This is a genomic window from Streptomyces sp. NPDC030814 (assembly GCF_055572155.1).
Genome location: NZ_JBVIDX010000010.1, coordinates 209339 through 230526, shown reverse-complemented (window position 1 = coordinate 230526; position 21188 = coordinate 209339). Strand labels below are relative to the sequence as shown.

Here is a 21188-nt window from a genome sequence, read left to right as displayed (position 1 = left end):
CCCGCGCTCAGGCGATCACACCGTCCCGGCGCAGCGCTGCGATCTCGTCGCCCGTCATCCCCACGGCGCGCAGCAGTGACTCGGTGTGTTCCCCGAGCGCGGGTACCGCTCCCATCCGTGCCTCGTCCCCGCCCGGCAGTGTGATGGGCGGCAACAGCGCCCTGAGCGGCCCCACGGGCGACCCCACCTCCCGCCACCGGTCCCGGGCCGCCAGCTGCGGATGCTGCGCCAGCTCGTGCACGTCCCGCAGGCGCGCGCACGCGATCCCGGCCGCCTCCAGCCGCGCCATCGCCTCGTCCGCGGCCAGCACGCCCAGGGCCTTCGCGACCGCCTCGTCCGTGCGCTCCCGGTGCGCGACCCGGGCCGGATTCGTCGCGAACGCCGGATCGTCCGCCAACTCCGGTCGCCCCAGCACCTGTTCGGCGAGCCGCCGCCATTCCCGGTCGTTCTGCACCGACAGCAGTACCCGGCCGCCGTCCGCCGTCGGATAGGCGTCGTAGGGCGCGATCACCGCGTGCGCGAGGCTCGTCCGCACCGGCGGTGTGCCGTCGTGCAGGGTGTGGTGCAGCGGGTGTCCCATCCACTCGGCGAGCGCCTCCAGCATCGACACCTCCACCGGCCCGCCGCGCCCGGTGGTGCCCCGGCGGACGAGCGCCGCCAGCACCCCCGAGAACGCGTACATCCCGGCGGCGATGTCCGCCGCCGGGACACCCGCCTTCACCGGCTGTTCCGGGGTGCCCGTCACCGACACCAGCCCGGCCTCGCACTGGACGAGCATGTCGTACGCCCGCTTGCCCGCGTACGGCCCCGACGCCCCGTAACCGGAGATGTCCACTGCGATCAGCCGGGGGTGCGCGGCACACAGCGTGACGGCGTCCAGGCCGAGCCGGACCGCCGCCCCGTGCGCGAGGTTCTGTACGAACACGTCCGCGTCCGCCACCAGCCGTCGTACGACGTCCAGGCCGCGCGGGTCCTTCAGATCGAGGGCGAGGGACTCCTTGCCCCGGTTGCACCACACGAAATGGGAGGCCAGCCCCCGGGCAGCGGTGTCGTAGCCGCGCGCGAAGTCACCGCCGTCCACCCGCTCGACCTTGATCACGCGGGCGCCGAGGTCGGCGAGCTGCCGGGTGGCGAAGGGCGCCGCCACGGCCTGCTCGACGGCGACGACGGTGATGCCGTCGAGGGGCAGGGGATCACCGGTGCCGGTCAGTGAGCGCATGCCGTGGATCATGTCCCCGGCGGGGCGCCGTTGTCAGCAGGGCGTGCCGAGTGTCACGTGCCCCGCACCGCCGTGACCGGGTCCGGCCCGTCCCCCGAACGGGCCGGAGGTCACCTGGGGCCGGCCGCGTAGGTGCGCACCGCGAGCGGCACGAACACCGCGAGCAGGACGGCGCACCAGGCCAGCGAACCGGCGACCGGATGGGCCACCGGCCAGGCGGCGCCGTCCGGTACGGGCGCGTTCCCGAACAGATCGCGCAGGGCCGTGCTGACCGCGCTGATCGGATTCCATTCGGCGGTGGTGCGCAGCCAGCCCGGCAGGCCGGCGGTCGGGATGTACGCGCTGGACAGCAGCGGCAGCAGAAAGGTGGCACCGCCCAACTGGCCTGCCGCGTCCTCGCTCCGGGTGAGCAGGCCGAGGAAGACGCCGATCCACACGGCCGTGAACCGGAACAGCAGCAACAGCCCGAACGCGCCGGCCGCCGCGAGCGCGCCGCCCTCGATCCGCCAGCCCACCGCCAGCCCCACCAGCAGGAACGGCACCGTCCCCGCCGCCGTGAGCACCACGTCCGCAGTCACCTGCCCGAGCGGTACGGCGGCCCGGCTCATCGGCAGGGTGCGGAAGCGGTCCATGACGCCCCGGTGGGTGTCCTGAGCGGCCTGGAACATGCCGGTCATGATCCCGCCGGCCGCTGTCGCCACCAGCAGACCGGGCACCAGGAACCGCCGGTACTCCTCGCCCGGCACCGCGAGGGCGCTGCCGAAGACGTACCCGAAGAACAGCAGCATCGAGATCGGCATCGTCTGGGTGAGGATCAGCAGCCCCGGGTTGTTCCGGGCCCGCCGCAGCTGACGGCCGAGCATCGCCGCGCCGTCGTACGCCAACGCGCTCATGCGGCACGCTCCTTGAGGCCCGTGAGGTCGGTCGCGGGCGCCTCGGTGAGGCGGAGGAACACATCGTCGAGGGTCGGCGGGCGCAGGCTCGCGTCGATCAACGGCACGCCGGCCGCGTCGAGTTCGCGGACGAGACGGGGGAGCGTCAGCGTCGGGTCGAGGGTGACCGCGCCGACCGCGTGCCGGTCGTGGTCGAAGGACGGCTCCGCTCCCGTGAGGTGGTCGAGGACGCCCGCCGCCTCGACCATCGCGTCGGCGTGCGCGACCACGACCTCCGCGTACCAGCCGATGAGCGCCTTGAGCTGGGGCGGCGAGCCGCTGTGCGCGATGCGGCCCCGGTCCATCAGCACGATCTCGTCGGCGAGCCGGTCCGCCTCCTCCAGGTACTGCGTCGTCAGCAGCACGGTCGTCCCCTCCGTCTTGAGGGCGCCCACGGCGTCCCAGATCTGGTTGCGGCTGACCGGGTCGAGCCCGGTGGTCGGTTCGTCGAGGAAGAGCACCGCCGGGTGCCGTATCAGGCTCGCCGCCAGGTCGAGCCGGCGGCGCATCCCGCCGGAGTAGGTGGAGACCGGCCGGTCGGCGGCCTCGGCCAGGCCGAAGCGGTCGAGGAGTTCGCCGGCGCGGGCGGTCGCGTCCCGGACGCGGTGCAGCCGCGCGAACAGCCGCAGGTTCTGCCGCCCGGTGAGGTCCTCGTCCACCGACGCGTACTGCCCGGTCACGCCGATCGCCCGCCGGACCGCGTCCGGCTCCCGTACGACGTCGTGCCCCGCGATCCGCGCCGAGCCCGCGTCCGGCCGCAGCAGCGTCGTCAGCAGCCGCACGGCCGTGGTCTTGCCCGCCCCGTTCCGGCCGAGCATCCCGACCACCGACCCCTCCGCCACGGCCAGATCCAGGCCCCGGACGGCATGGACGTCACCGAAACGCTTCTCCAGACCCTCACTAAGTACAGCGTACGTAGTAGTCATGGGTTGACCATAGCGCATTACGTACGCTGTACGTAACTAGGATGGTGGCCGAGGTGATGATCCATGGCTGGCCGACCGGCCGTACCCCAAGTGATCTGGGCGCGCCCCGAGCGCACCGGCCGAGGTCCCAGGCCCGCGTTCAGCCGCGCGGACATCGCCGCGGTGGCGGTGCGGCTCGCCGACGAGGGCGGGCTCGACGCCGTGTCGATGCGGCATGTCGCGGCCGGGCTGGGCTGCGGCACCATGTCGCTCTACAACTACGTGCCGCGCAAGGAGGACCTGTACGAGCTGATGGTCGACGCCGCCGGCGGCGAGCACGAGCTGTGGGAGCCGAGCGGGGACTGGCGGGCCGACCTGCGACGGGTGGCTCACCAGACGCGTGAGCTGATGCGCCGGCATCCGTGGCTGCCGCGGCTGATGTCACCGGTGTACGGGTTCAGCCCGAACGCGTTGCGGTTCCTGGAGCACTGTCTGGTCTGCATGGATCCGCTCGACGCGCCGTACGGCACCAAGCTGCAGCTCCTGGCGCTGCTCAACGGGTGCGTGACGACCTATGTCGCGAACGAGCTGGCGACGGCGGAGCGGACGCGGGCGCTGCCCTGGTCCGAGGAGCAGGAGAACCAGGCGCGGATCGCCTACCTGGGCGGTCAGATCGCTTCCGGCGCGTATCCGCGGATGGCGGCGGCGTTCATGGAGGACGCGGGGCCGATCGATCTGGAGGCCGTGTTCGAGTGGATGCTGGACAGGGTGCTGGACTCGTTCTCGCCGTAGGGGCGGGTCCGCTCACAGCAGGGTGAACTGGCCCTCCGGGCCCTCCTCGTCGTGGTCCAGCACCGAGGCCGGTTTGCGCGCCGCCGCCGTGACCGGGATGACGCCCGCCGTGCGCAGCTCCTCCGTGGTGAGGTGATCTTCCATCGGCAAGTCGGCCTGCAGCGGGCGCAGTTCGGCGAGGAGCGCCAGGACCGTGATCAGCTCCAGAAGTTCCGATGTCCAGGCCTGGGGCCAGGTCGAGGGGCGTACGGCCTCCAGCGAGCCCGGTTCCGCCGGCTCCGTGCGGCGGGCGAACCACGCGTCGAGGACGCGGACGCCGCCGACGTGGAAGTCCCAGGCCTCGGCGGGCACCGGCGAGATGCGGCCCTCGTCGAGCAGCAGGGCCTCCTCGGCCGGGTCGTAGCGGAGCTCCCCCGGGCGGGCCGGGAGCGGGGCGCGGACGTAGGGGCGGCGGCCGCCGGGGAGTTTGGGGCGGTCGCCGTCGCGGCGCATCAGCCAGAGGGCGCGACGGCCCAGTTCGACGCCGCGGGACCAGGTGCCGGGGTCCGGGGTGAGCGGGACCTCGATGCCTCGGGGGCCCGGGCGCGCGGTCACCAGGATCCACCCGAGGACGTCCAGGGGGTCGACGTGGTCGGCGCCGACACGGTCGGCGAGGTGCTCCGTCAGGCCCGGGGCGAGGTTCGGTTCCCGTGCGCCGGGCCGCCGGTACAGGGGGCGGACCCTGCCGACGCGCGGGCCGTGCGCGGGCGTCAGGGGCAGCACGGAGGTGGCGATGAGCACCGGCCCCGACGGTTCGGGCGCCGCCGTCTGCTCGACCACGAACACCTGGTGCTCGTCCGTGACCCGCCACAGCTCGGGGCGGGCCGCGTCGATGAGGCGGTGGTCGGGGATCAGCCACTGTTCGTCGAAGGGGGCGGCGAGGACCCGTACGGGCTCGGGGCAGGGGCCGGACTCGCGGACCAGCCGGCCGGTGCCGCCGGACCGGCCCGGCAGCCGGGGGACCGCGGAGGTGAGGGTGCGGGACCGGGTGAGGCCGAACAGGGCCGCACGGTCCGGGCCCTCCGCCTTCATCAGGGCGTCCCAGCGGGCCTTCAGGGAAGCCGCGTCGGGAGCCGCCGGCCACCCCCGGCCCAGCCGCGGCGGTGCGACGGACCACGGCATGAGGTCCGCGAGCAGCGGAGCGTCGTCGTGCGTCACGCGGGGCATGGTACGGCCTCGGGGATGGGGCGGGGGCCCCGGTCAGTGCGCATCGAGGGTGACCGTGAAGGAGAAGCGGTCGCCGCGGTAGTGGATGACCGCGACGTCCAGGACGCGGCCCGACTCGTCATAGGTGACGCCCGTGTAGTGCAGGATCGGGCTGAGCAGGGGGATCCGGAGCAGGCGGGCCGTCTCCGGGTCCGCGAGGCGGGCCTCGACGGTGTCGGTGATCCGGCTGATGGCCACACCGACGGCGTCCCGGAGCACCTTGGTCATCGGCCAGCGGAGCAGGTCCTCCCGGTCGATGCGTTCGGCCAGCTCGGGGCGGACGAAGTTGCGGGCGTGGTTGGTGGGCTCTGCCGTCTTCTCGTCGCCGCGCAGCCGGTGGTAGGTGGCCACCTCCGTCAAGTCCGGGAAGTACTCCGCAAGTTCACCCGACAGGGGGGTGATGCCCTCCTCCAGCAGCTCGGTCGTCATGCCCGACTGCTGGGCCACGATCGCGTCCACCGAGCCGAGCAGCCGCACGGGGGCGCCCCGTTGTGCGCCCGGCTCGATGAACGTGCCACGCCGCCGGTGCCGGCTGATCAGCCCCTCCTCCTCCAGTTCCTTCAGCGCCTGCCGCATGGTCAGCACGCTCACCCCGTAGTGCCCGGCCAACTGCTCCTCGGTGGGCAGGCGCAGCGGGTCATGGGGTGAGCGGCCCAGTATCGAGGCGCGCAGGGACTGCGAGACCTGATACCAGAGGGGCAGCTTGCGGTTCAGGACGATCGAGTCCGGGGCGAAGGAGGTCACGACGCTATCCGTACCCGGCCCGGCACGTTCAGTGCAACGGACCGAAGTGGCGCTGCAGGCCCGACCACACGGCGTCGTACCCCTGCTGGAGATGCTCCGCCGCTGCGGCCTGCGCCGTCGTCAGGATCGGCCACCGGGTCTCGAACATGAAGGCAAGCCCGTCGTCGACCTTCTGCGGCACCAGCTCGGCGGCGCTCGCCCGGTCGAAGGTCTCCCGGTCGGGGCCGTGCGCGGACATCATGGTGTGCAGGGAGCCGCCGCCGGGCACGAAGCCCCCTTCTCCGGCGGCCTTCGCGTCGTACGCGCCCTCGATGAGACCCATGTACTCGCTCATCACGTTCCGGTGGAAGTACGGCGGCCGGAAGGTGTCCTCACCCACCAGCCAGCGCGGCGCGAACACGACGAAGTCCACCCCGGCCACGCCCGGGGTGTCCGACGGCGAGGTCAGCACCGTGAAGATCGACGGGTCCGGGTGGTCGTAGGAGATGGAGCCGATGACGTTGAACCGGCGCAGGTCGTAGACGTACGGCGTGCAGTTGCCGTGCCAGGCGACCACGTCGAGCGGTGAGTGGTCGTAGACGGCGGTCCAGAGGTTCCCGCAGAACTTGTTCACCACCTCCACCGGGCCCTCCACGTCCTCGTACGCGGCCACCGGCGCCCGGAAGTCACGGGCGTTCGCGAGGCCGTTGGCGCCGATCGGGCCGAGGTCGGGCAGACGGAAGGGGGCGCCGTAGTTCTCGCAGACATAGCCGCGGGCGGTGGCGTCGAGGAGTTCGACGCGGAAGCGGACGCCACGCGGGACCAGGGCGACCTCGCCGGGCTCCGCGTGCAGGAGGCCGAACTCGGTGCGCAGGAGGAGACCGCCCCGCTCGGGGACGATCAGCAGCTCGCCGTCGGCGTTGCCGAGGACTCGGTCCATGGAGGAGGTGGCGTGGTAGAGGTGAACGGCCATGCCCGTGCGCTGGGCCGCGTCGCCGTTGCCGCCGAGCGTCCACAGGCCGGCGAGGAAGTCGGTGCCCGCCGGGGGCTCCGGGAGGGGGTTCCAACGCAGGCGGTTGGGGTCGGGGACGGTCTCGGTGAAGGGGCCCGTGCGCAGCGTGCCGTTGTCCGTGCGGGAGAAGGCGGGGTGCGCGGCCGACGGGCGGATGCGGTAGAGCCAGGAGCGGCGGTTGTGCGCCCTCGGCTCGGTGAACGCGCTGCCGCTGAGCTGCTCCGCGTAGAGGCCGAGAGGGGCGCGCTGGGGGGAGTTGCGGCCCTGCGGCAGCGCGCCCGGTACCGCCTCCGAGGCGTGCTCGTTGCCGAAACCGGAGAGGTACTCCAGCCCCTCGGCCGTCTTCCTCGCGTCCCCGCTCATGATCGCTCCCTCGCGCTCCTGATTCCTATGCATCACCGTAGGATTCGAGTCGGGCGGGCGCAAGAGGGCCGCCGGCCGGATCGCGGCAGGCCGTGGCGCCCCCTTTGGTCTCATCGGGTGTCATCGGGTGCGGCGGAGAACCGGACCCGAGAGGGATCCGTCTTGTCAGTGCGGTGCTCTACGCTCCCGGCAGGCCCAGGACGTGCGGATGTTCGTCGTTCGCCGTGTTCGACCGCTGCGGGGGAGTGGCGGTACCGGCCGTACCTGTATCGGAAGCTCATCGGACCTCGGCGGAAAGGCATCATGAAGCCCGTGTCCCAGGCGACCTCCCTGCGCCGCGCACCCGTGCAGCGGCGCAGTGCCGAACGACTGACCAGGATCCTCGACGCCTGCGCCGATCTCCTCGACGAGGTGGGTTACGACGCGCTGAGCACCCGTGCCGTGGCGTCGCGCGCGGGTGTGCCCATCGGCTCCGTCTACCGCTTCTTCGGCAACAAACGCGCGATGGCCGACGCGCTCGCCGAACGCAACCTCGACCGTTTCACCGAGCGGGTCGGACGCCGTCTGGAGGGCACCGACGACCGGGACTGGCGCACCGCCATGGACGCCGTCCTCGACGAGTACCTCGACATGAAGCGCCACGCCCCCGGCTTCGCCCTCATCGACTTCGGCAACCAGATCCCCGTCGGCGGCAGCCGGCAGGAACCCAACACCCGCGTCGCCGACCGTCTCTCCGAGCTGCTCTCCGCCTTTATCGGCCGCACGCCCGACGAGGACCTGCGCCGCACCTTCCTCATCGCCGTGGAGACCGCTGACACCCTCGTCCACCTCGCCTTCCGGGTCTCCCCCGAGGGGGACGCGCGGATCATCGAGGAGATGCGGGAGCTGCTGCGGGCCTATCTCGCACGCGTCCTGGACTGATCGATCCGCCCCCGGCCCCGCTCGCCCCTCCCGCTGATGCATACCGGTCGGTATGCTCGGCTGCGGCGCCGCGCCTCCCCTGCGCGCGGCGCCCGTCCGAGCGCCATCGCCGTCGCCCTCCGGGAGGACCCGTGTCCACCACCACCGACTCCCGCACCGCCCTGCGGGTCTGCCCCCTCTGCGAGGCCACCTGCGGGCTCACCCTCACCATCGAGGGCACCCGGGTCACCAAGGCCCGCGGCGACCGGGACGACGTGTTCAGCAAGGGGTTCATCTGCCCGAAGGGCGCCTCGTTCGGCGCGGCCGACGGCGACCCCGACCGGCTGCGCACCCCGCTTGTCCGCAAGGACGGGGAACTGCGAGAGGCCACCTGGGCGGAGGCCTTCGACGCCGTCGCCGCCGGACTGCGGCCGGTCGTCGAGGCGCACGGCCCGAACGCCGTCGGCGTCGTCCTCGGCAACCCGAACGTGCACACCATGGCGGGCGCCCTCTACCCGCCCGTCCTCCTCGCCAGGCTCGGCACCCGCAGCCTGTTCACCGCCTCCACGGTCGACCAGATGCCCAAGCACGTCTCCAGCGGACTTCTCTACGGCGACGCCCACGCCATCCCCGTACCGGACCTCGACCGAACCGACCATCTTCTCCTCCTCGGCGCCAACCCGCTGGAGTCCAACGGCAGTCTGTGCACCGCCCCCGACTTCCCCGGCAAGCTCAAGGCCCTCAAGTCCCGCGGCGGCACCCTCACCGTCGTCGACCCGCGCCTGACCCGCACGGCCAAGCTCGCCGACCGGCATGTGGCGATCCGCCCCGGCACGGACGCGCTGCTCCTCGCGGCGATGGCGCACGTCCTCTTCGAGGAGGACCTCGTCGGCCTCGGGGACCTCGCCCCGCATGTCCTGGGCATCGAGCAACTCGCAGATTCCGTAAGGGAGTTCACCCCCGAGGCCGTCGCGGAGGCGTGCGACGTCGACGCCGGCACGATCCGTACCATGGCACGCGAACTGGCCGCCGCGCCCACCGCCGCCGTCTACGGCCGCATCGGCAGCTGCACCGTCCCGCACGGCACCCTCGCCAGCTGGCTGGTCGACGTCCTCAACATCCTCACCGGCAACCTCGACCGGCCCGGCGGCGCCCTGTTCCCCCTCGCCGCCACGGACAAGACGCCCCGGCCCGCCGGCCCCGGCCGCGGCTTCGCCCTCGGGCGGTGGCACAGCCGGGTGAGCGGCCACCCCGAGGCCAAGGGCGAGCTGCCGCTGTCCGCGCTCGCCGAGGAGATCGACACCGCCACACCCGAGGGCACCCCCATCCGCGCTCTCGTCACCGTCGCCGCCAACCCCGTGCTCTCCGCGCCCGACGGCGACCGTCTCGACAAGGCGCTCGACTCGCTGGACTTCATGGTCAGCGTCGACCCCTACCTGGGCGAGACCGCCCGCCACGCCGACGTCGTCCTGCCGCCGCCCCCGCCCTCGCAGGCGCCCCACTTCGACTTCGCGTTCAACGCGTTCGCCGTCCGCAACCAGGTCCGCTACAACCGTGCCGCGGTGCCCCTGGAGGACGACCGCATGGCGGAGACCGAGATCCTGGCGCGCCTGACCCTCGCCGCCACCGGCATGCACGGCGCCGACCCCTCGGCCGTGGACGACCAGGTCATCGGCCAGACACTCGGCAGGGCGGTCAAGGAGGCCCACTCACCGGTCCACGGCCGGGACCCGAAGGAACTGGCCGCCCTCCTCACGGGCGACAGCGGCCCCGAACGGCGGCTCGACATGATGCTGCGCCTCGGCCCGTACGGCGACGGCTTCGGCGCCCGCCCCGACGGCCTGAACCTGGAGAAGCTGCTCGCCCACCCGCACGGCATCGACCTCGGACCGCTGCAGCCCCGGCTGCCCCAGCCGCTCAAGACGGTCAGCGGCAGGATCGAACTGCTGCCAGGGCCGATCGCCGACGATCTGCCGAGGCTCCGCGCGGCCCTCGGGGAGCGCACGGACGGACTGGTCCTCATCGGCCGCCGTCATCTGCGGTCCAACAACAGCTGGCTGCACAACATCCCCGCCCTCACCGGCGGCACCAACCGCTGCACGCTGCACATCCACCCCGAGGACGCCGCACGCCTCGACATCACCGACGGGGACGCCGTCAGGATCAAGGGCGCCGGGGGAGAGGTCACCGCCCCCGCCGAGGTCACCGACGGCGTACGCCGGGGCGTCGTGAGCCTTCCGCACGGCTGGGGACACGACCGGCCGGGCACCCGGATGAGCCACGCCGCGCTCGACCCCGGGGTCAACGTCAACCAGCTCCTCGACGGCTCGCTCCTTGATCCACTGTCGGGCAACGCGGTCCTCAACGGGGTGCCCGTGGAGGTCGCCCGAGCAGACGCAACGCTGTGACCTGGAGTTCTGCGCTTATTGCTCGCATGTCAACGTCTTGTTAACGCTTGTGGAGCCGCCCTAACGTCGTCGCACCGCCGGTGCCCTGGTGGGAGTTCAAGGGCGAACGTTAGGTATCCACATGTTGACCATCCTCGGCTTCGCCATGATCGCGACCTTCCTGGTCCTGATCATGATGAAGAAGATGTCGCCGATCGCGGCGCTCGTGCTGATCCCCGCTCTCTTCTGCGTGTTCGTAGGGAAGGGCGCCAAGCTCGGCGACTACGTCATCGAGGGGGTGGGCAACCTCGCGCCCACCGCCGCGATGCTCATGTTCGCCATCGTCTACTTCGGCCTCATGATCGACGTCGGCCTCTTCGACCCGATCGTCCGAGGCATCCTGAAGTTCTGCAAGGCCGACCCGCTGCGCATCGTCATCGGCACGGCGCTGCTCGCCGCGATCGTCTCGCTCGACGGCGACGGCTCCACGACCTTCATGATCACCGTCTCGGCGATGTACCCGCTGTACAAGCGCCTGAAGATGAGCCTGGTCGTGATGACCGGTGTCGCCGCCACCGCCAACGGCGTGATGAACACGCTGCCCTGGGGCGGTCCGACCGCCCGCGCCGCCACCGCGCTCAAGCTCGACGCGGGCGACATCTTCGTCCCGATGATCCCGGCGCTCGCCGTCGGCCTCCTCTTCGTCTTCGTCCTCGCCTACTTCCTCGGTCTGCGGGAGCGCAAGCGCCTCGGTGTGCTGAGCCTCGACGAGGTCCTGGAGCAGGACAAGATCGTCAAGGACGAGGAGAAGGAGCAGTCCGAGGAGACCGTCCTGGTCGGCGCGGGCGCCTCCGTCGCCGCCGGCTCCGGTGACGACAAGGCCCGTACGACGAAGACCACCGGCGGCGCCGGCTCCGGCACCGGCGCCGACCCCGAGGACGACGACGTCGAGGACGTCCGCCTCCAGGGCCTGGACCCCAACCGCCCGACGCTGCGCCCCAAGCTGTACTGGTTCAACGCGCTGCTCACGGTCACGCTGCTCACCGCCATGATCATGGAGTGGCTGCCGATTCCCGTGCTGTTCATCCTCGGCGCCGCGCTCGCCCTGACGGTCAACTTCCCGCACATCCCCGACCAGAAGGCCCGGCTCGCCGCCCACGCCGACAACGTCCTCAACGTCTCCGGCATGGTCTTCGCCGCCGCCGTCTTCACCGGCGTCCTCCAGGGCACCGGCATGGTCGACTCCATGGCCAAGTGGATCGTCGACGGCATCCCGGAGGGCATGGGCCCGCACATGGCCCTCGTCACCGGCTTTCTGAGCCTGCCGCTCACCTACTTCATGTCCAACGACGGTTTCTACTTCGGCGTCCTGCCGGTCCTCGCCGAGGCCGGTGCCGCCCACGGTGTCTCGCCCCTGGAGATCGCCCGCGCCTCCCTCGTCGGCCAGCCGCTGCACATGTCCAGCCCGCTCGTGCCCGCCGTCTACGTCCTCGTGGGCATGGCGAAGGTGGAGTTCGGCGACCACACGAGGTTCGTGGTGAAGTGGGCGGCGCTCACCTCGCTGGTGATCCTGGGGGCCGGAATCCTCATGGGCATCATCTGAGTCGAGGAGAACCATCGTCATGAGGCCCGGCAGGAACCGCGGCTGGCTGCTCCGTCTCGTCATCGCCTTCAGCTTCGCGCAGGGGGCGGTGTCGATGGCGCGGCCCGCCGTCTCCTACCGGGCCCTCGCGCTGGGCGCCGACGAGCGGGCGATCGGTGTGATCGCGGGGGTCTACGCCCTGCTCCCGCTGTTCGCCGCCGTCCCGCTCGGCCGCAGGACCGACCAGGGGCGGTGCGCGCCCCTGCTGCCCGTCGGCGTCGTCCTCATCGCCGGCGGCTGCGCCATGAGCGGTCTGGCGAACTCCCTGGTGGCGATGGCCGTATGGAGCGGTGTGATGGGTCTGGGCCATCTCTCCTTCGTCATCGGCGCCCAGTCGCTGGTCGCCCGGCAGTCCGCGCCGCAGGAACACGACCGCAACTTCGGCCACTTCACCATCGGCGCCTCCCTCGGCCAGCTGATCGGCCCGATGGCCGCGGGCGCCCTGATCGGCGGCCCGGACATGGCGCGTACCAGCGCCCTGGCGCTGGTGGTCGCGGGCGCGGTCGCGGCGGTCGCGTTCACCTCGCTGTGGCGCATCGAGCGCCCGGCCGATCCCACGTCCCCCACGGAGCAGGGCAAGCGGGTCCCCGTGCACCGCATTCTGCGGACCAGGGGAGTGCCCGGCGGCATCTTCATCAGCCTCGCCGTGCTGTCGGCGACCGACATCCTCACCGCGTATCTCCCGGTCGTCGGAGAGGACCGGGGCATCGCGCCGTCCGTCATCGGCGCGCTGCTGAGCCTGCGCGCGGCGGCCACCATCGCCTGCCGCCTGGTGATGACGCCCATGCTGCGCCTGCTCGGCCGCACCGCTCTGCTCACGGTGACCTGTGTGCTCGGGGCCCTGCTGTGCGCCGGGATCGCGGTGCCGGTACCGGTGTGGGCGCTGGCCGTGATGCTGGGCGCGCTCGGCTTCTGCCTGGGGGTCGGACAGCCGTTGTCCATGACGACGGTCGTGCAGGCCGCTCCGGACGACGCCCGTTCCACCGCCCTCGCCCTGCGGCTGACGGGCAACCGGCTCGGGCAGGTCGCGGCGCCCGCCGCCGCGGGTCTGATCGCCGGTGTGGCGGGCGTGGCCGCGCCGTTCGTGATGCTCGGCGTGCTGCTGCTGCTCTCGTCGGGGACAGCCCTGCGCTCGCCGGCCGGGCCGGGGCGGGGGAGCAGCGGGAGGGACGACGCCGTCGAACTGGGCGGATCCGGCCCCGGGGCGGCCCTGGGCCGGAAGAGGGACATCTGACGGGGTGTGAGGCGCGGCGCCCGCCGTCTCCCCGGGGTCATGACAGAGAGTCAGAGCAAAGCGTGATTTGTATGACAATCACCTGACTCGGAGGTCTCGCATGTCCCCCTCGCCACGCCCCCGCCGCGCCGGAGCGCGCGCGAGTGCCGCCGTCCTCGCGACACTCACCGCCGTGGGAGTCCCCCTGATCGCGGCGCCGGCCGCCGTCGCGGCGCCCGGCGACCCCGACGTCAAGATCCACAAGGTGGGCTTTCCGTTCAGCAGCCAGCGCAACCAGCCGGTCGTCTGCGACTTCTACCTCGCCGCCTTCAACTTCCGTCCGACACAGAGCATCGCCTGGTCGATCCAGGGGCTGCCGCTGGTCCCGGGTGCCGAGCCCGTCGCCGAGGGTGCCATCGTGCCGTCCGCCGACGGCAGCGGGCACACCCCGCCGGTGTTGCCCGACGGCGGGGTGCGGTTGCCGACGGGGGACTACCGGCTCACCTGGCGCATCATCGGCGACCCGGCCGCGCCCCGGACGAGGGACTTCACCGTCAGCTGCCCGCTCGGCGGTCCTCCGGCCGGTGGCGGCGGTCTCGCCATGACCCAGGACTTCTCGTCGGCCGCCGGCGCGGCGACCGTGGGACTCTCCGCGGCCGGTGGGGCGGCCTATCTGCGGCTGCGCCGTCGTCGCGCCGATGGCGCCGCGTAGGCGCACCCCGAGGCCCTGGTACCGGACGCGCGCCTACCGCCTCACACGAACGATCGTGCTGACCGTCGTGCTGGTGGTGAGCGTCGCGAACTGGGCGACGGACGAGGAGCGGGTCGCCTCCACCGGCGCCGGCCTCGCCGGGGCCCAGCCCGGGGCGCGCGATGCGGGGGCATCGCGCGCCCCGGAGCCCCGGTACTACACACCGCCGCGCTCCACGCCACCGTCGCCCGCGGCGCGCCCGAAGCGGGCGACCACGTCGCGCACACCGCCGGTAGCGACCACCGCACCCGGGGCTCCTTCGGGCGTGGCGCCCCCGTCCGCAGGGGGCGCCAAGGCCGTCGGCCGGTCCGGCCGGTCCGGCCGGTCCGGTGGCCCCGGTGGGTCCGGCGGGGTGTCTGGGGGCGCGGTCACCGGGCGCCCGAAAGGCGCCGGGCCCGCCCGCCCCACCCCCACGAGGCCGGGGAAGCCGCGCACGCCCGCGCGGCCCCTTACGCTCCCGCGCTCACCGGCGAAGACCCTCACCATCCCCTACCTCGGTCTCAAGGCCCCGGTCATGGGACTCCGGCTCGACCGGGAGGGGCGGCTGCCCGCGCCACCGGACGACAGGCCGAAACTGGTCGGCTGGTACGCGGCGGGCCCCGCGCCCGGCGGCCCCGGCACGGCGGTCGTGGTCGGCCACCGCGACACCCGGACGGGACCCGCCGTGTTCGCCGCGCTGGAGATGGTCCGACGTGGCCGCGTCGTCGAGGTCCTGCGCGCCGACGGCCGTACCGCCGTCTACACGGTGGACGCCGTGAAGACGTACGAGAAGGCCCGCTTCCCCAACGACCTGGTCTACGGCACCCGGAACCGCCCCGAGCTGCGCCTGATCACCTGCGGCGGGGCCTACGACCGGAGGAAGGGCTACGCGAGCAACGTGGTCGTCTTCGCCCACCTCACAGACGTCCGGGGCCCCGCGCGGAGGGGGTGAACCGGCGCGCGGGGGGCGGTGACCGGCTCCTCGGCGGCTCCGGGGGCGTACGGGCGCATGTGCGGCCCGGACCCGGCGCGGCCGACGCCCCGGAGCCGGTGATTCCGTTAGAGGTGTGGGCATGACCACGCACTCCGCTCGTACCCGGCATCTCACCCGCACCCGTGTCGCCCTCGCGGTGGCCGCCTGTCTGCTCGCCGTCGGGGCCCCGGCGGCGTACGCCACCCTCGCCGACGACGTCTCCTCCGGTCCCGTGGTCGCGCCCGGACGAGAGGCGCCGTACATCGAGACCCGGCTGTTCTTCGGCACGGAGCGGCCTGAGGGCGGACCGGCCGTCACCGACGAGGAGTTCATGGACTTCGTCGACCAGGAGGTCACACCCGGCTTCCCCGACGGGCTCACCGTGCAGCAGGGGCGCGGGCAGTGGCGGGACGCGAGCGGGGCCGTCGAGAGGGAGCGGTCGTACGAGCTGATGCTGCTGTATCCGGTGTCGGCGGCCGTCGCGAGCGACCGGAAGATCGAGGAGATCCGCAGCGACTACCGGAAGACGTTCGCCCAGGAGGCGGTGGCCAGGGTGGACGACCGCGCCGGGGTCGACTTCTGAGGCGGTCACCTCCCGCGAAGGGTGCCGCCGCGGCACCGGAGCCCCGGTGGACGGGGCGGTCGTCACAGCTCCCCGCTCTGGTGCCGGAAAACTATCAGAGCTAGTTTTTGGTGCGGACCACTCGGCGGCACATCGGAAGGCACCACCGTGAAGGCACACGACGGCATGTACATCGGCGGAGACTGGCGGCCCGCCTGCGGCACCGACACCATCGACGTGGTGAACCCGGTCGACGAACAGGTGATCGGCCGGGTGCCGGCCGGCACCGCCGAGGATGTCGACGCCGCCGTACGCGCCGCACGGGCCGCCCTGCCGGGCTGGGCCGCGACGCCGCCGGCCGAGCGCGGCGCGGTGATCGGCGCGCTGCGGGACGCGCTCGCCGCGCGCCGGGAGGAGATCGCCAAGACGGTGACGGCGGAGCTCGGCTCGCCGCTGTCGTTCTCCCAGAAGGTGCACGCCGACCTGCCGATCACGGTCGCCGGCTCGTACGCCGAGCTGGCCGCGAGACACGCCTTCGAGGAGAAGGTCGGGAACTCGACCGTGCTGCACGAACCCATCGGCGTGGTCGGCGCGATCACCCCCTGGAACTACCCGCTGCACCAGATCGTCGCCAAGGTCGCCCCGGCGCTCGCGGCGGGCTGCACGGTCGTCCTGAAGCCCGCCGAGGACACCCCGCTCGTCGCCCGGCTCTTCGCACAGGCCGCGCACGAGGCGGGGGTGCCCGCAGGGGTGTTCAACCTGGTCACCGGTCTCGGCCCGGTCGCCGGGCAGGCCCTCGCCGCGCACGACGGCATCGACATGGTGTCCTTCACCGGCTCGACGGCGGTCGGCCGCGGCATCGGCGCGACCGCGGGCGCGGCCGTCAAGAGGGTGGCGCTGGAACTCGGCGGCAAGTCGGCCAACGTCATCCTGCCGAGCGCCGACCTCGCCAAGGCGGTCGGTGCCGGCGTCGCCAACGTCATGTCCAACTCCGGGCAGACCTGCAGCGCCTGGACGCGGATGCTGGTGCACACCTCCCAGTACGAGCAGGCGGTCGAGCTGGCCGCGACCGCCGCCGCGAAGTACGGCGAGCGCATCGGCCCGCTGGTCAACGCCAAGCAGCGGGACCGGGTGCGCGGGTACATCGAGAAGGGTGTCGCCGAGGGTGCCCGACTGGTCGCAGGAGGTCCTGAATCCCCGTACGAGAAGGGCTACTTCGTGAGCCCGACCGTCCTGGCCGACGTGACCCCCGGGATGACCGTCGCCCAGGAGGAGATCTTCGGCCCCGTGCTGTCCGTCCTGCGCTACGAGGACGAGGAGGACGCCCTGCGTATCGCCAACGGCACGGTGTACGGGCTCGCCGGTGCCGTCTGGGCCGCCGACGAGGCCGAGGCGGTCGCCTTCGCCCGCCGCATGGACACCGGCCAGGTCGACATCAACGGCGGCCGCTTCAACCCGCGGGCGCCCTTCGGCGGTTACAAGCAGTCGGGGGTGGGCCGCGAGCTGGGGGCCCACGGTCTGGCCGAGTACCTCCAGACCAAGTCGCTCCAGTTCTAGTTCCATTGCCCGTTCCGGTGCCCGAGCCCGTTCCGGTGCCCGTGCCCCTTGCCCGTGCCCTGTGCCCCGTGCCTTGCCCGTTGTCGTAGTCGTAGGAGAGCCGTTCCGTCATGACCGTTCGAGCCGCCGTACTGCCCGCTGTCGGGGCGCCGTTGGAGATCGCCGAGATCGAGCTGCCGGAGCCCGGGCCCGGCCAGGTCCGGGTGCGGCTCGCCGCGGCCGGGGTCTGCCACTCCGACCTGTCGCTGTCCGACGGGACGATGCGGGTGCCGGTGCCCGCCGTGCTGGGGCACGAGGGGGCGGGGACGGTGCTGGCCGTCGGGGAGGGCGTCACCCATGTCTCGCCCGGTGCCGGCGTCGTCCTCAACTGGGCTCCGTCCTGCGGCGGTTGCCACGCCTGCTCGCTCGGTGAGGTGTGGCTGTGCGCCAACGCGCTGACGGGCGTGGGGAACGTGTACGCCCGGCGCGCGTCCGACGGCACGGACCTCCACCCCGGCCTGAACGTGGCCGCGTTCGCGGAGGAGACGGTGGTCGCCGCCGGGTGCGTACTCCCCGCCCCGGACGGCATTCCGCTCACCGAGGCGGCCCTCCTCGGCTGTGCCGTCCTGACCGGGTACGGGGCGGTCCACCACTCGGCGCGGGTGCGGACGGGCGAGACCGTCGCGGTGTTCGGGGTCGGCGGGGTGGGCCTCGCGGCGCTCCAGGCGGCGCGGATCGCGGGGGCGTCGCGGGTCGTGGCGGTGGATGTCTCCCCGGCGAAGGAGGAACTGGCGCGGGCGGCCGGGGCCACGGAGTTCGTCGTCGCCTCCGAGGACACCGCCCGCGAGATCCGCGCGCTGACCGGGAAACAGGGGGTCGATGTCGCCGTGGAGTGCGTGGGACGGGCGGTGACGATCCGCACGGCCTGGGAGTCCACGCGGCGGGGCGGCCGTACGACGGTCGTCGGGATCGGCGGCAAGGAGCAGCAGGTCACGTTCAACGCACTGGAGATCTTCCACTGGGGGCGCACTCTGTCCGGCTGCGTCTACGGGAACTCGGACCCGGCGCGTGATCTGCCGGTACTCGCCGACCATGTCAGGGCCGGCCGTCTCGACCTCGGTGCGCTGGTGACGGACCGCATCGCCCTGGACGACATCCCGGCGGCCTTCGACAACATGCGCGCGGGCAAGGGGGGCCGGGCGGTCGTGACGTTCTGACCCAGGGGGTCCCGCCCTGCCGCTCCCGCCCCCACGCCGCCGGTGGGTGAGGGGGCGGTTCGGGCTGTGTACGGACGTGCGGGTGCGTAGGGGCCGGTCACGCAGTTCCGCGCGCCCCTGGAACGCCCCTGCGGGCCGATGAGAAGCGCGGGGCGCAGCCCCCGCTGTCAGGGGCGCAGGGAACTGTGCGAGACCCCCCCACACGCCCGCAGCCGCCGACGAACCGCGCGCCCCCGAGCCATCAGGCGCACCCCCAGCCACCCACCATCCCGAATCCACTCGTGCAGAACCGTTGACCCGCATACCGTCCGGTCAGTACGTTCCCCCGCAACGTCCCCGCACCCACCGGAGTGTGCACGCATGGACAGCGCTCCTTCCCCTCGTCCCCAGCAGCCCGACGCCCGCCACCGCCGCAAGGTCGCCACGGCCGCGGCACTCGCCTCAGCCGTCGAGTGGTACGACTACTTCGTCTTCGGCATAGCCGCAGCCCTCGTCCTGGGCGACCTGTACTTCCCCGCAGGCAGCTCCTCCGCGGGAGTCCTCGCGGCGTTCGCCACCTTCGCCGTCGGCTTCCTCGCCCGCCCCCTCGGCGGAGTGGTCGCCGGTCACCTCGGCGACAAACGCGGCCGCAAGCCGATGCTGGTCCTGGCGCTCACCCTGATGGGCCTCGCCACCACCGGCATCGGCCTCCTCCCCACGTACGAGACGATCGGGATCGCCGCTCCGGTCCTGCTCGTCCTCCTCCGTGTCGCCCAGGGCGTCGCCGTCGGCGCCCAGTGGGGCGGTGCGATGCTGCTCGCCACCGAGTACGCCCCCGAGGGCAAGCGCGGGGTGTACGGCAGCTTCGTCCAGCTCGGCGTGCCGATCGGTGTGGTGAGCGCCAACTCCGTGTTCCTCGTCGTGGGCGCGGCCACCAGTGAGACCGCGTTCGCCGCGTGGGGCTGGCGCGTCCCCTTCCTGATCGGCCTGTTCGTCCTCGGCCTGGCCTGGTACATCCACCGGCGGGTCGAGGAGACCCCCGAGTTCCGGGCGGCGGAACGGGCGCTGGCGGAGAAGGAGAAGAGCGAGAAGAGCTCGCCGCTGCGGACGATCCTCCGCGGCCACCTCGGCACCGTCTTCCTCGCCGGCGGCTCCTTCGCGGTGAACACCGCGACGTTCTACATCCTCATCACCGGTGTACTCGACTACACCACCCGCGAGCTCGACATGAAGCGCGGCGCCGTCCTCGCCGTCTCGCTCTGTGTCAGTCTCACCCAGCTCGTCCTGATCCCCGCCGCCGCGGCCCTCTCCGACCGGGTCGGCCGTATCCGGATCTACGCGTTCGGTGCGGTCGGCATCGCGCTGTGGGCCGTGCCCCTCTTCCTGCTCATCGACACCGGGTCCCTGGTGTGGCTGGCCGTCGGCACCTTCGTCGCCAGCTGCTTCCTCAGCATCATGTACGGGCCCCAGGCCGCCCTGTTCGCCGAACTGTTCACGCCCGAGATGCGCTACACGGGTGCTTCGCTCGGCTACCAGATCGCGGCGGTGTTCGGCGGTGGACTCGCCCCGTTCCTGATGGTGCTGCTCCTGGAGGCCACGGGCACGTCCATGGCGGTGTCCGCGTACATCATCGTGCTCTCGGTGGTGGCGCTCCTGTCGATCAGGGTCCTCGCCCGCCGGGCGGGAGCGCGGACGGAAGCGGTGCCGCGGACGGAGCCGGCGGAACAGGTCGGCTGACCGCCGACACGTGTCAGCGAAATCCCGCCCTCTCCTGGTGCCTGGTGCCGTGACCGGCGTCGCGGGGCGGGCGGGAGTTCGCGGACACGGCCTCTAGGAGGTCTGCTCACGCTGCGGCCGTGGCTCCGGAACCGTGTCCGGAGCCACGGCCACTGCCACATCCGTCACCTCGGCCGCTCCGGTCACCCCCGCAGTGTCGGCCGCACCCCGCGCCCCCGCCCGCGGCCGGGATCGCGACACCGCCACGCCCGCCAGACACAGCGCACCACCGGCCAGGGTGAGCACCCCCGGAACCTCGTCCAGCGCCAGCCAGGACATCAGGACGACCAGCGCGGGCACGGCGTACGTGGTCGCACCCATCCGGCTCGCGGTCGTCCTGGCCAGGGCGTACGCCCAGGTCGTGAACGCCAGCGCGGTCGGGAACACGCCCAGGTAGACCATGTTGAGGGTCGCGGAGAGCGGCGCGTCGGCCGCCTCCCGCACCAGCTGTCCGGTGAACGGCAGGCACAGCACCGCGCCGGCGAGACAGCCGAAGGTGGTCACCTGGAGGGCGCTCGCCGAGCCCAGCGCGGGCTTCTGCGCGACCACGCCGCCCGCGTACGCCACCGCCGCGAGCACACACAGCACGACTCCCAGCACCGATGCCCCGCCCTCGCCGGACATCGAAAGCCCCACCGCGACCGCACCCGCGAACGACACCGCCATGCCCGCGAGCAGCCGGGGCGGCATCGGGTCGCCGAGCAGACGGGCGCCGAGCAGGGCGATGAGGAGCGGGCCGATGTTGACGACCAGCGCCGCCGTACCCGCGTCGACCTGCTGCTCTCCCCAGTTCAGGGCGACCATGTAGAACCCGAACCAGAGCACCCCGGACACGGCGATTCCCCGCCACGCGGCCCGCGGCGGCCATCCCTCCCGCCGCGCCGCCCAGATCAGCCCGAGCGTCACCGCCCCGGCCGCCAGCCGTCCCAGCGCCAACGCCCCCGGCGAGTACGCCTGCCCGGCACTGCGAATGGACACGAAGGCCGACGCCCACAACACAACGGTCACGAGAGCGGCCCCACCGGCGAGCAGCTCCGCTCGGCGGGCGGGACGGACCGGGGAGTTCTCTGCCATGCCCCCGA

18 protein-coding genes are annotated in these 21188 nt (G+C 72.7%); 11 read left to right on the top strand and 7 right to left on the bottom strand.

The window, feature by feature from the left end:
* Positions 1–7 precede the first annotated feature (7 nt).
* The 3 genes from ACZ43N_RS22660 to ACZ43N_RS22650 all read right to left on the bottom strand — a co-directional run bounded on the left by ACZ43N_RS22660 (position 8) and on the right by ACZ43N_RS22650 (position 3077).
* Entirely contained in the window at positions 8–1231 is a 1224-nt protein-coding gene (locus tag ACZ43N_RS22660; protein ID WP_468099810.1) for a CaiB/BaiF CoA transferase family protein, read from the bottom strand.
* 98 nt (positions 1232–1329) lie between these two features.
* Entirely contained in the window at positions 1330–2112 is a 783-nt protein-coding gene (locus tag ACZ43N_RS22655) for an ABC transporter permease (RefSeq protein WP_468099809.1), read from the bottom strand.
* Positions 2109–3077 carry an ATP-binding cassette domain-containing protein gene (locus ACZ43N_RS22650; RefSeq protein WP_468099807.1) on the bottom strand — a complete coding sequence of 323 codons (969 nt, stop codon included), beginning with the start codon at positions 3075–3077 and terminating at the stop codon, positions 2109–2111. The genes ACZ43N_RS22655 and ACZ43N_RS22650 overlap by 4 nt, the downstream gene beginning before the upstream one ends.
* Positions 3078–3140: 63 nt before the next feature.
* Between ACZ43N_RS22650 and ACZ43N_RS22645 the strand changes: the two genes are divergently transcribed.
* Complete coding sequence (locus tag ACZ43N_RS22645; protein WP_468099805.1) at positions 3141–3848, top strand: TetR/AcrR family transcriptional regulator; 708 nt, start codon at positions 3141–3143, stop codon at positions 3846–3848.
* Positions 3849–3860: 12 nt separating this feature from the next.
* On the opposite strand, the gene ACZ43N_RS22640 is transcribed toward ACZ43N_RS22645, so the two are convergent.
* From ACZ43N_RS22640 to hmgA, 3 genes are read right to left on the bottom strand one after another with little or no spacing between them, the layout of a single operon-like run.
* A complete protein-coding gene (locus ACZ43N_RS22640) occupies positions 3861–5054 on the bottom strand; it encodes a type ISP restriction/modification enzyme (protein ID WP_468099804.1) in 1194 nt (397 codons plus the stop codon).
* 33 nt (positions 5055–5087) lie between these two features.
* On the bottom strand, positions 5088–5837 hold the full coding sequence (locus tag ACZ43N_RS22635) for a GntR family transcriptional regulator (protein WP_468099803.1): 750 nt from the start codon (positions 5835–5837) through the stop codon (positions 5088–5090).
* Positions 5838–5865: 28 nt separating this feature from the next.
* The gene (gene hmgA, locus ACZ43N_RS22630) at positions 5866–7191 is read right to left on the bottom strand and encodes a homogentisate 1,2-dioxygenase (RefSeq protein WP_468099802.1); all 1326 of its coding nucleotides are present in this window, start codon (positions 7189–7191) and stop codon (positions 5866–5868) included.
* A gap of 303 nt (positions 7192–7494) precedes the next feature.
* Between hmgA and ACZ43N_RS22625 the strand changes: the two genes are divergently transcribed.
* From ACZ43N_RS22625 to ACZ43N_RS22580, 10 genes are all read left to right on the top strand, one after another.
* Positions 7495–8112, top strand: a complete 618-nt coding sequence (locus ACZ43N_RS22625) for a TetR/AcrR family transcriptional regulator (RefSeq protein ID WP_468099800.1) — start codon at positions 7495–7497, stop codon at positions 8110–8112.
* A 131-nt stretch (positions 8113–8243) separates the two neighbouring features.
* The gene (locus ACZ43N_RS22620) at positions 8244–10499 is read left to right on the top strand and encodes a molybdopterin oxidoreductase family protein (RefSeq protein ID WP_468099799.1); all 2256 of its coding nucleotides are present in this window, start codon (positions 8244–8246) and stop codon (positions 10497–10499) included.
* A gap of 121 nt (positions 10500–10620) precedes the next feature.
* Positions 10621–12081: a CitMHS family transporter gene (locus ACZ43N_RS22615; protein ID WP_468099797.1), complete on the top strand. Its 1461-nt coding sequence runs from the start codon at positions 10621–10623 to the stop codon at positions 12079–12081.
* 19 nt (positions 12082–12100) lie between these two features.
* The gene (locus ACZ43N_RS22610; RefSeq protein WP_468099795.1) at positions 12101–13354 is read left to right on the top strand and encodes an MFS transporter; all 1254 of its coding nucleotides are present in this window, start codon (positions 12101–12103) and stop codon (positions 13352–13354) included.
* Positions 13355–13454: 100 nt separating this feature from the next.
* Positions 13455–14045: a hypothetical protein gene (locus ACZ43N_RS22605; protein WP_468099794.1), complete on the top strand. Its 591-nt coding sequence runs from the start codon at positions 13455–13457 to the stop codon at positions 14043–14045.
* Positions 14032–15015: a class F sortase gene (locus ACZ43N_RS22600; protein WP_468099793.1), complete on the top strand. Its 984-nt coding sequence runs from the start codon at positions 14032–14034 to the stop codon at positions 15013–15015. Before ACZ43N_RS22605 ends, ACZ43N_RS22600 begins: the two co-directional genes overlap by 14 nt.
* A gap of 121 nt (positions 15016–15136) precedes the next feature.
* Positions 15137–15619: a DUF3574 domain-containing protein gene (locus tag ACZ43N_RS22595; RefSeq protein ID WP_468099792.1), complete on the top strand. Its 483-nt coding sequence runs from the start codon at positions 15137–15139 to the stop codon at positions 15617–15619.
* Between the two features lie 147 nt (positions 15620–15766).
* Complete coding sequence (locus ACZ43N_RS22590) at positions 15767–17155, top strand: aldehyde dehydrogenase family protein (RefSeq protein ID WP_468099791.1); 1389 nt, start codon at positions 15767–15769, stop codon at positions 17153–17155.
* A gap of 110 nt (positions 17156–17265) precedes the next feature.
* Complete coding sequence (locus ACZ43N_RS22585) at positions 17266–18351, top strand: Zn-dependent alcohol dehydrogenase (RefSeq protein ID WP_468099789.1); 1086 nt, start codon at positions 17266–17268, stop codon at positions 18349–18351.
* A 360-nt stretch (positions 18352–18711) separates the two neighbouring features.
* Positions 18712–20067, top strand: a complete 1356-nt coding sequence (locus tag ACZ43N_RS22580) for an MFS transporter (RefSeq protein WP_468099787.1) — start codon at positions 18712–18714, stop codon at positions 20065–20067.
* Between the two features lie 93 nt (positions 20068–20160).
* Here ACZ43N_RS22580 and ACZ43N_RS22575 read toward each other — a convergent pair whose 3' ends face one another.
* On the bottom strand, positions 20161–21180 hold the full coding sequence (locus ACZ43N_RS22575) for a DMT family transporter (protein WP_468099785.1): 1020 nt from the start codon (positions 21178–21180) through the stop codon (positions 20161–20163).
* Between the last annotated feature and the right edge of the window lie 8 nt (positions 21181–21188).

What these genes read in the sequence shown, in the direction of transcription:
- ACZ43N_RS22660 (WP_468099810.1), bottom strand. Translation starts at nt 1,231, where the DNA reads ATGATCCACGGCATGCGCTCACTGACCGGCACCGGTGATCCCCTGCCC.
- ACZ43N_RS22655 (WP_468099809.1), bottom strand. Translation starts at nt 2,112, where the DNA reads ATGAGCGCGTTGGCGTACGACGGCGCGGCGATGCTCGGCCGTCAGCTG.
- ACZ43N_RS22650 (WP_468099807.1), bottom strand. Translation starts at nt 3,077, where the DNA reads ATGACTACTACGTACGCTGTACTTAGTGAGGGTCTGGAGAAGCGTTTC.
- ACZ43N_RS22645 (WP_468099805.1), top strand. Translation starts at nt 3,141, where the DNA reads ATGGCTGGCCGACCGGCCGTACCCCAAGTGATCTGGGCGCGCCCCGAG.
- ACZ43N_RS22640 (WP_468099804.1), bottom strand. Translation starts at nt 5,054, where the DNA reads ATGCCCCGCGTGACGCACGACGACGCTCCGCTGCTCGCGGACCTCATG.
- hmgA (WP_468099802.1), bottom strand. Translation starts at nt 7,191, where the DNA reads ATGAGCGGGGACGCGAGGAAGACGGCCGAGGGGCTGGAGTACCTCTCC.
- ACZ43N_RS22625 (WP_468099800.1), top strand. Translation starts at nt 7,495, where the DNA reads ATGAAGCCCGTGTCCCAGGCGACCTCCCTGCGCCGCGCACCCGTGCAG.
- ACZ43N_RS22615 (WP_468099797.1), top strand. Translation starts at nt 10,621, where the DNA reads ATGTTGACCATCCTCGGCTTCGCCATGATCGCGACCTTCCTGGTCCTG.
- ACZ43N_RS22610 (WP_468099795.1), top strand. Translation starts at nt 12,101, where the DNA reads ATGAGGCCCGGCAGGAACCGCGGCTGGCTGCTCCGTCTCGTCATCGCC.
- ACZ43N_RS22605 (WP_468099794.1), top strand. Translation starts at nt 13,455, where the DNA reads ATGTCCCCCTCGCCACGCCCCCGCCGCGCCGGAGCGCGCGCGAGTGCC.
- ACZ43N_RS22600 (WP_468099793.1), top strand. Translation starts at nt 14,032, where the DNA reads ATGGCGCCGCGTAGGCGCACCCCGAGGCCCTGGTACCGGACGCGCGCC.
- ACZ43N_RS22595 (WP_468099792.1), top strand. Translation starts at nt 15,137, where the DNA reads ATGACCACGCACTCCGCTCGTACCCGGCATCTCACCCGCACCCGTGTC.
- ACZ43N_RS22585 (WP_468099789.1), top strand. Translation starts at nt 17,266, where the DNA reads ATGACCGTTCGAGCCGCCGTACTGCCCGCTGTCGGGGCGCCGTTGGAG.
- ACZ43N_RS22580 (WP_468099787.1), top strand. Translation starts at nt 18,712, where the DNA reads ATGGACAGCGCTCCTTCCCCTCGTCCCCAGCAGCCCGACGCCCGCCAC.
- ACZ43N_RS22575 (WP_468099785.1), bottom strand. Translation starts at nt 21,180, where the DNA reads ATGGCAGAGAACTCCCCGGTCCGTCCCGCCCGCCGAGCGGAGCTGCTC.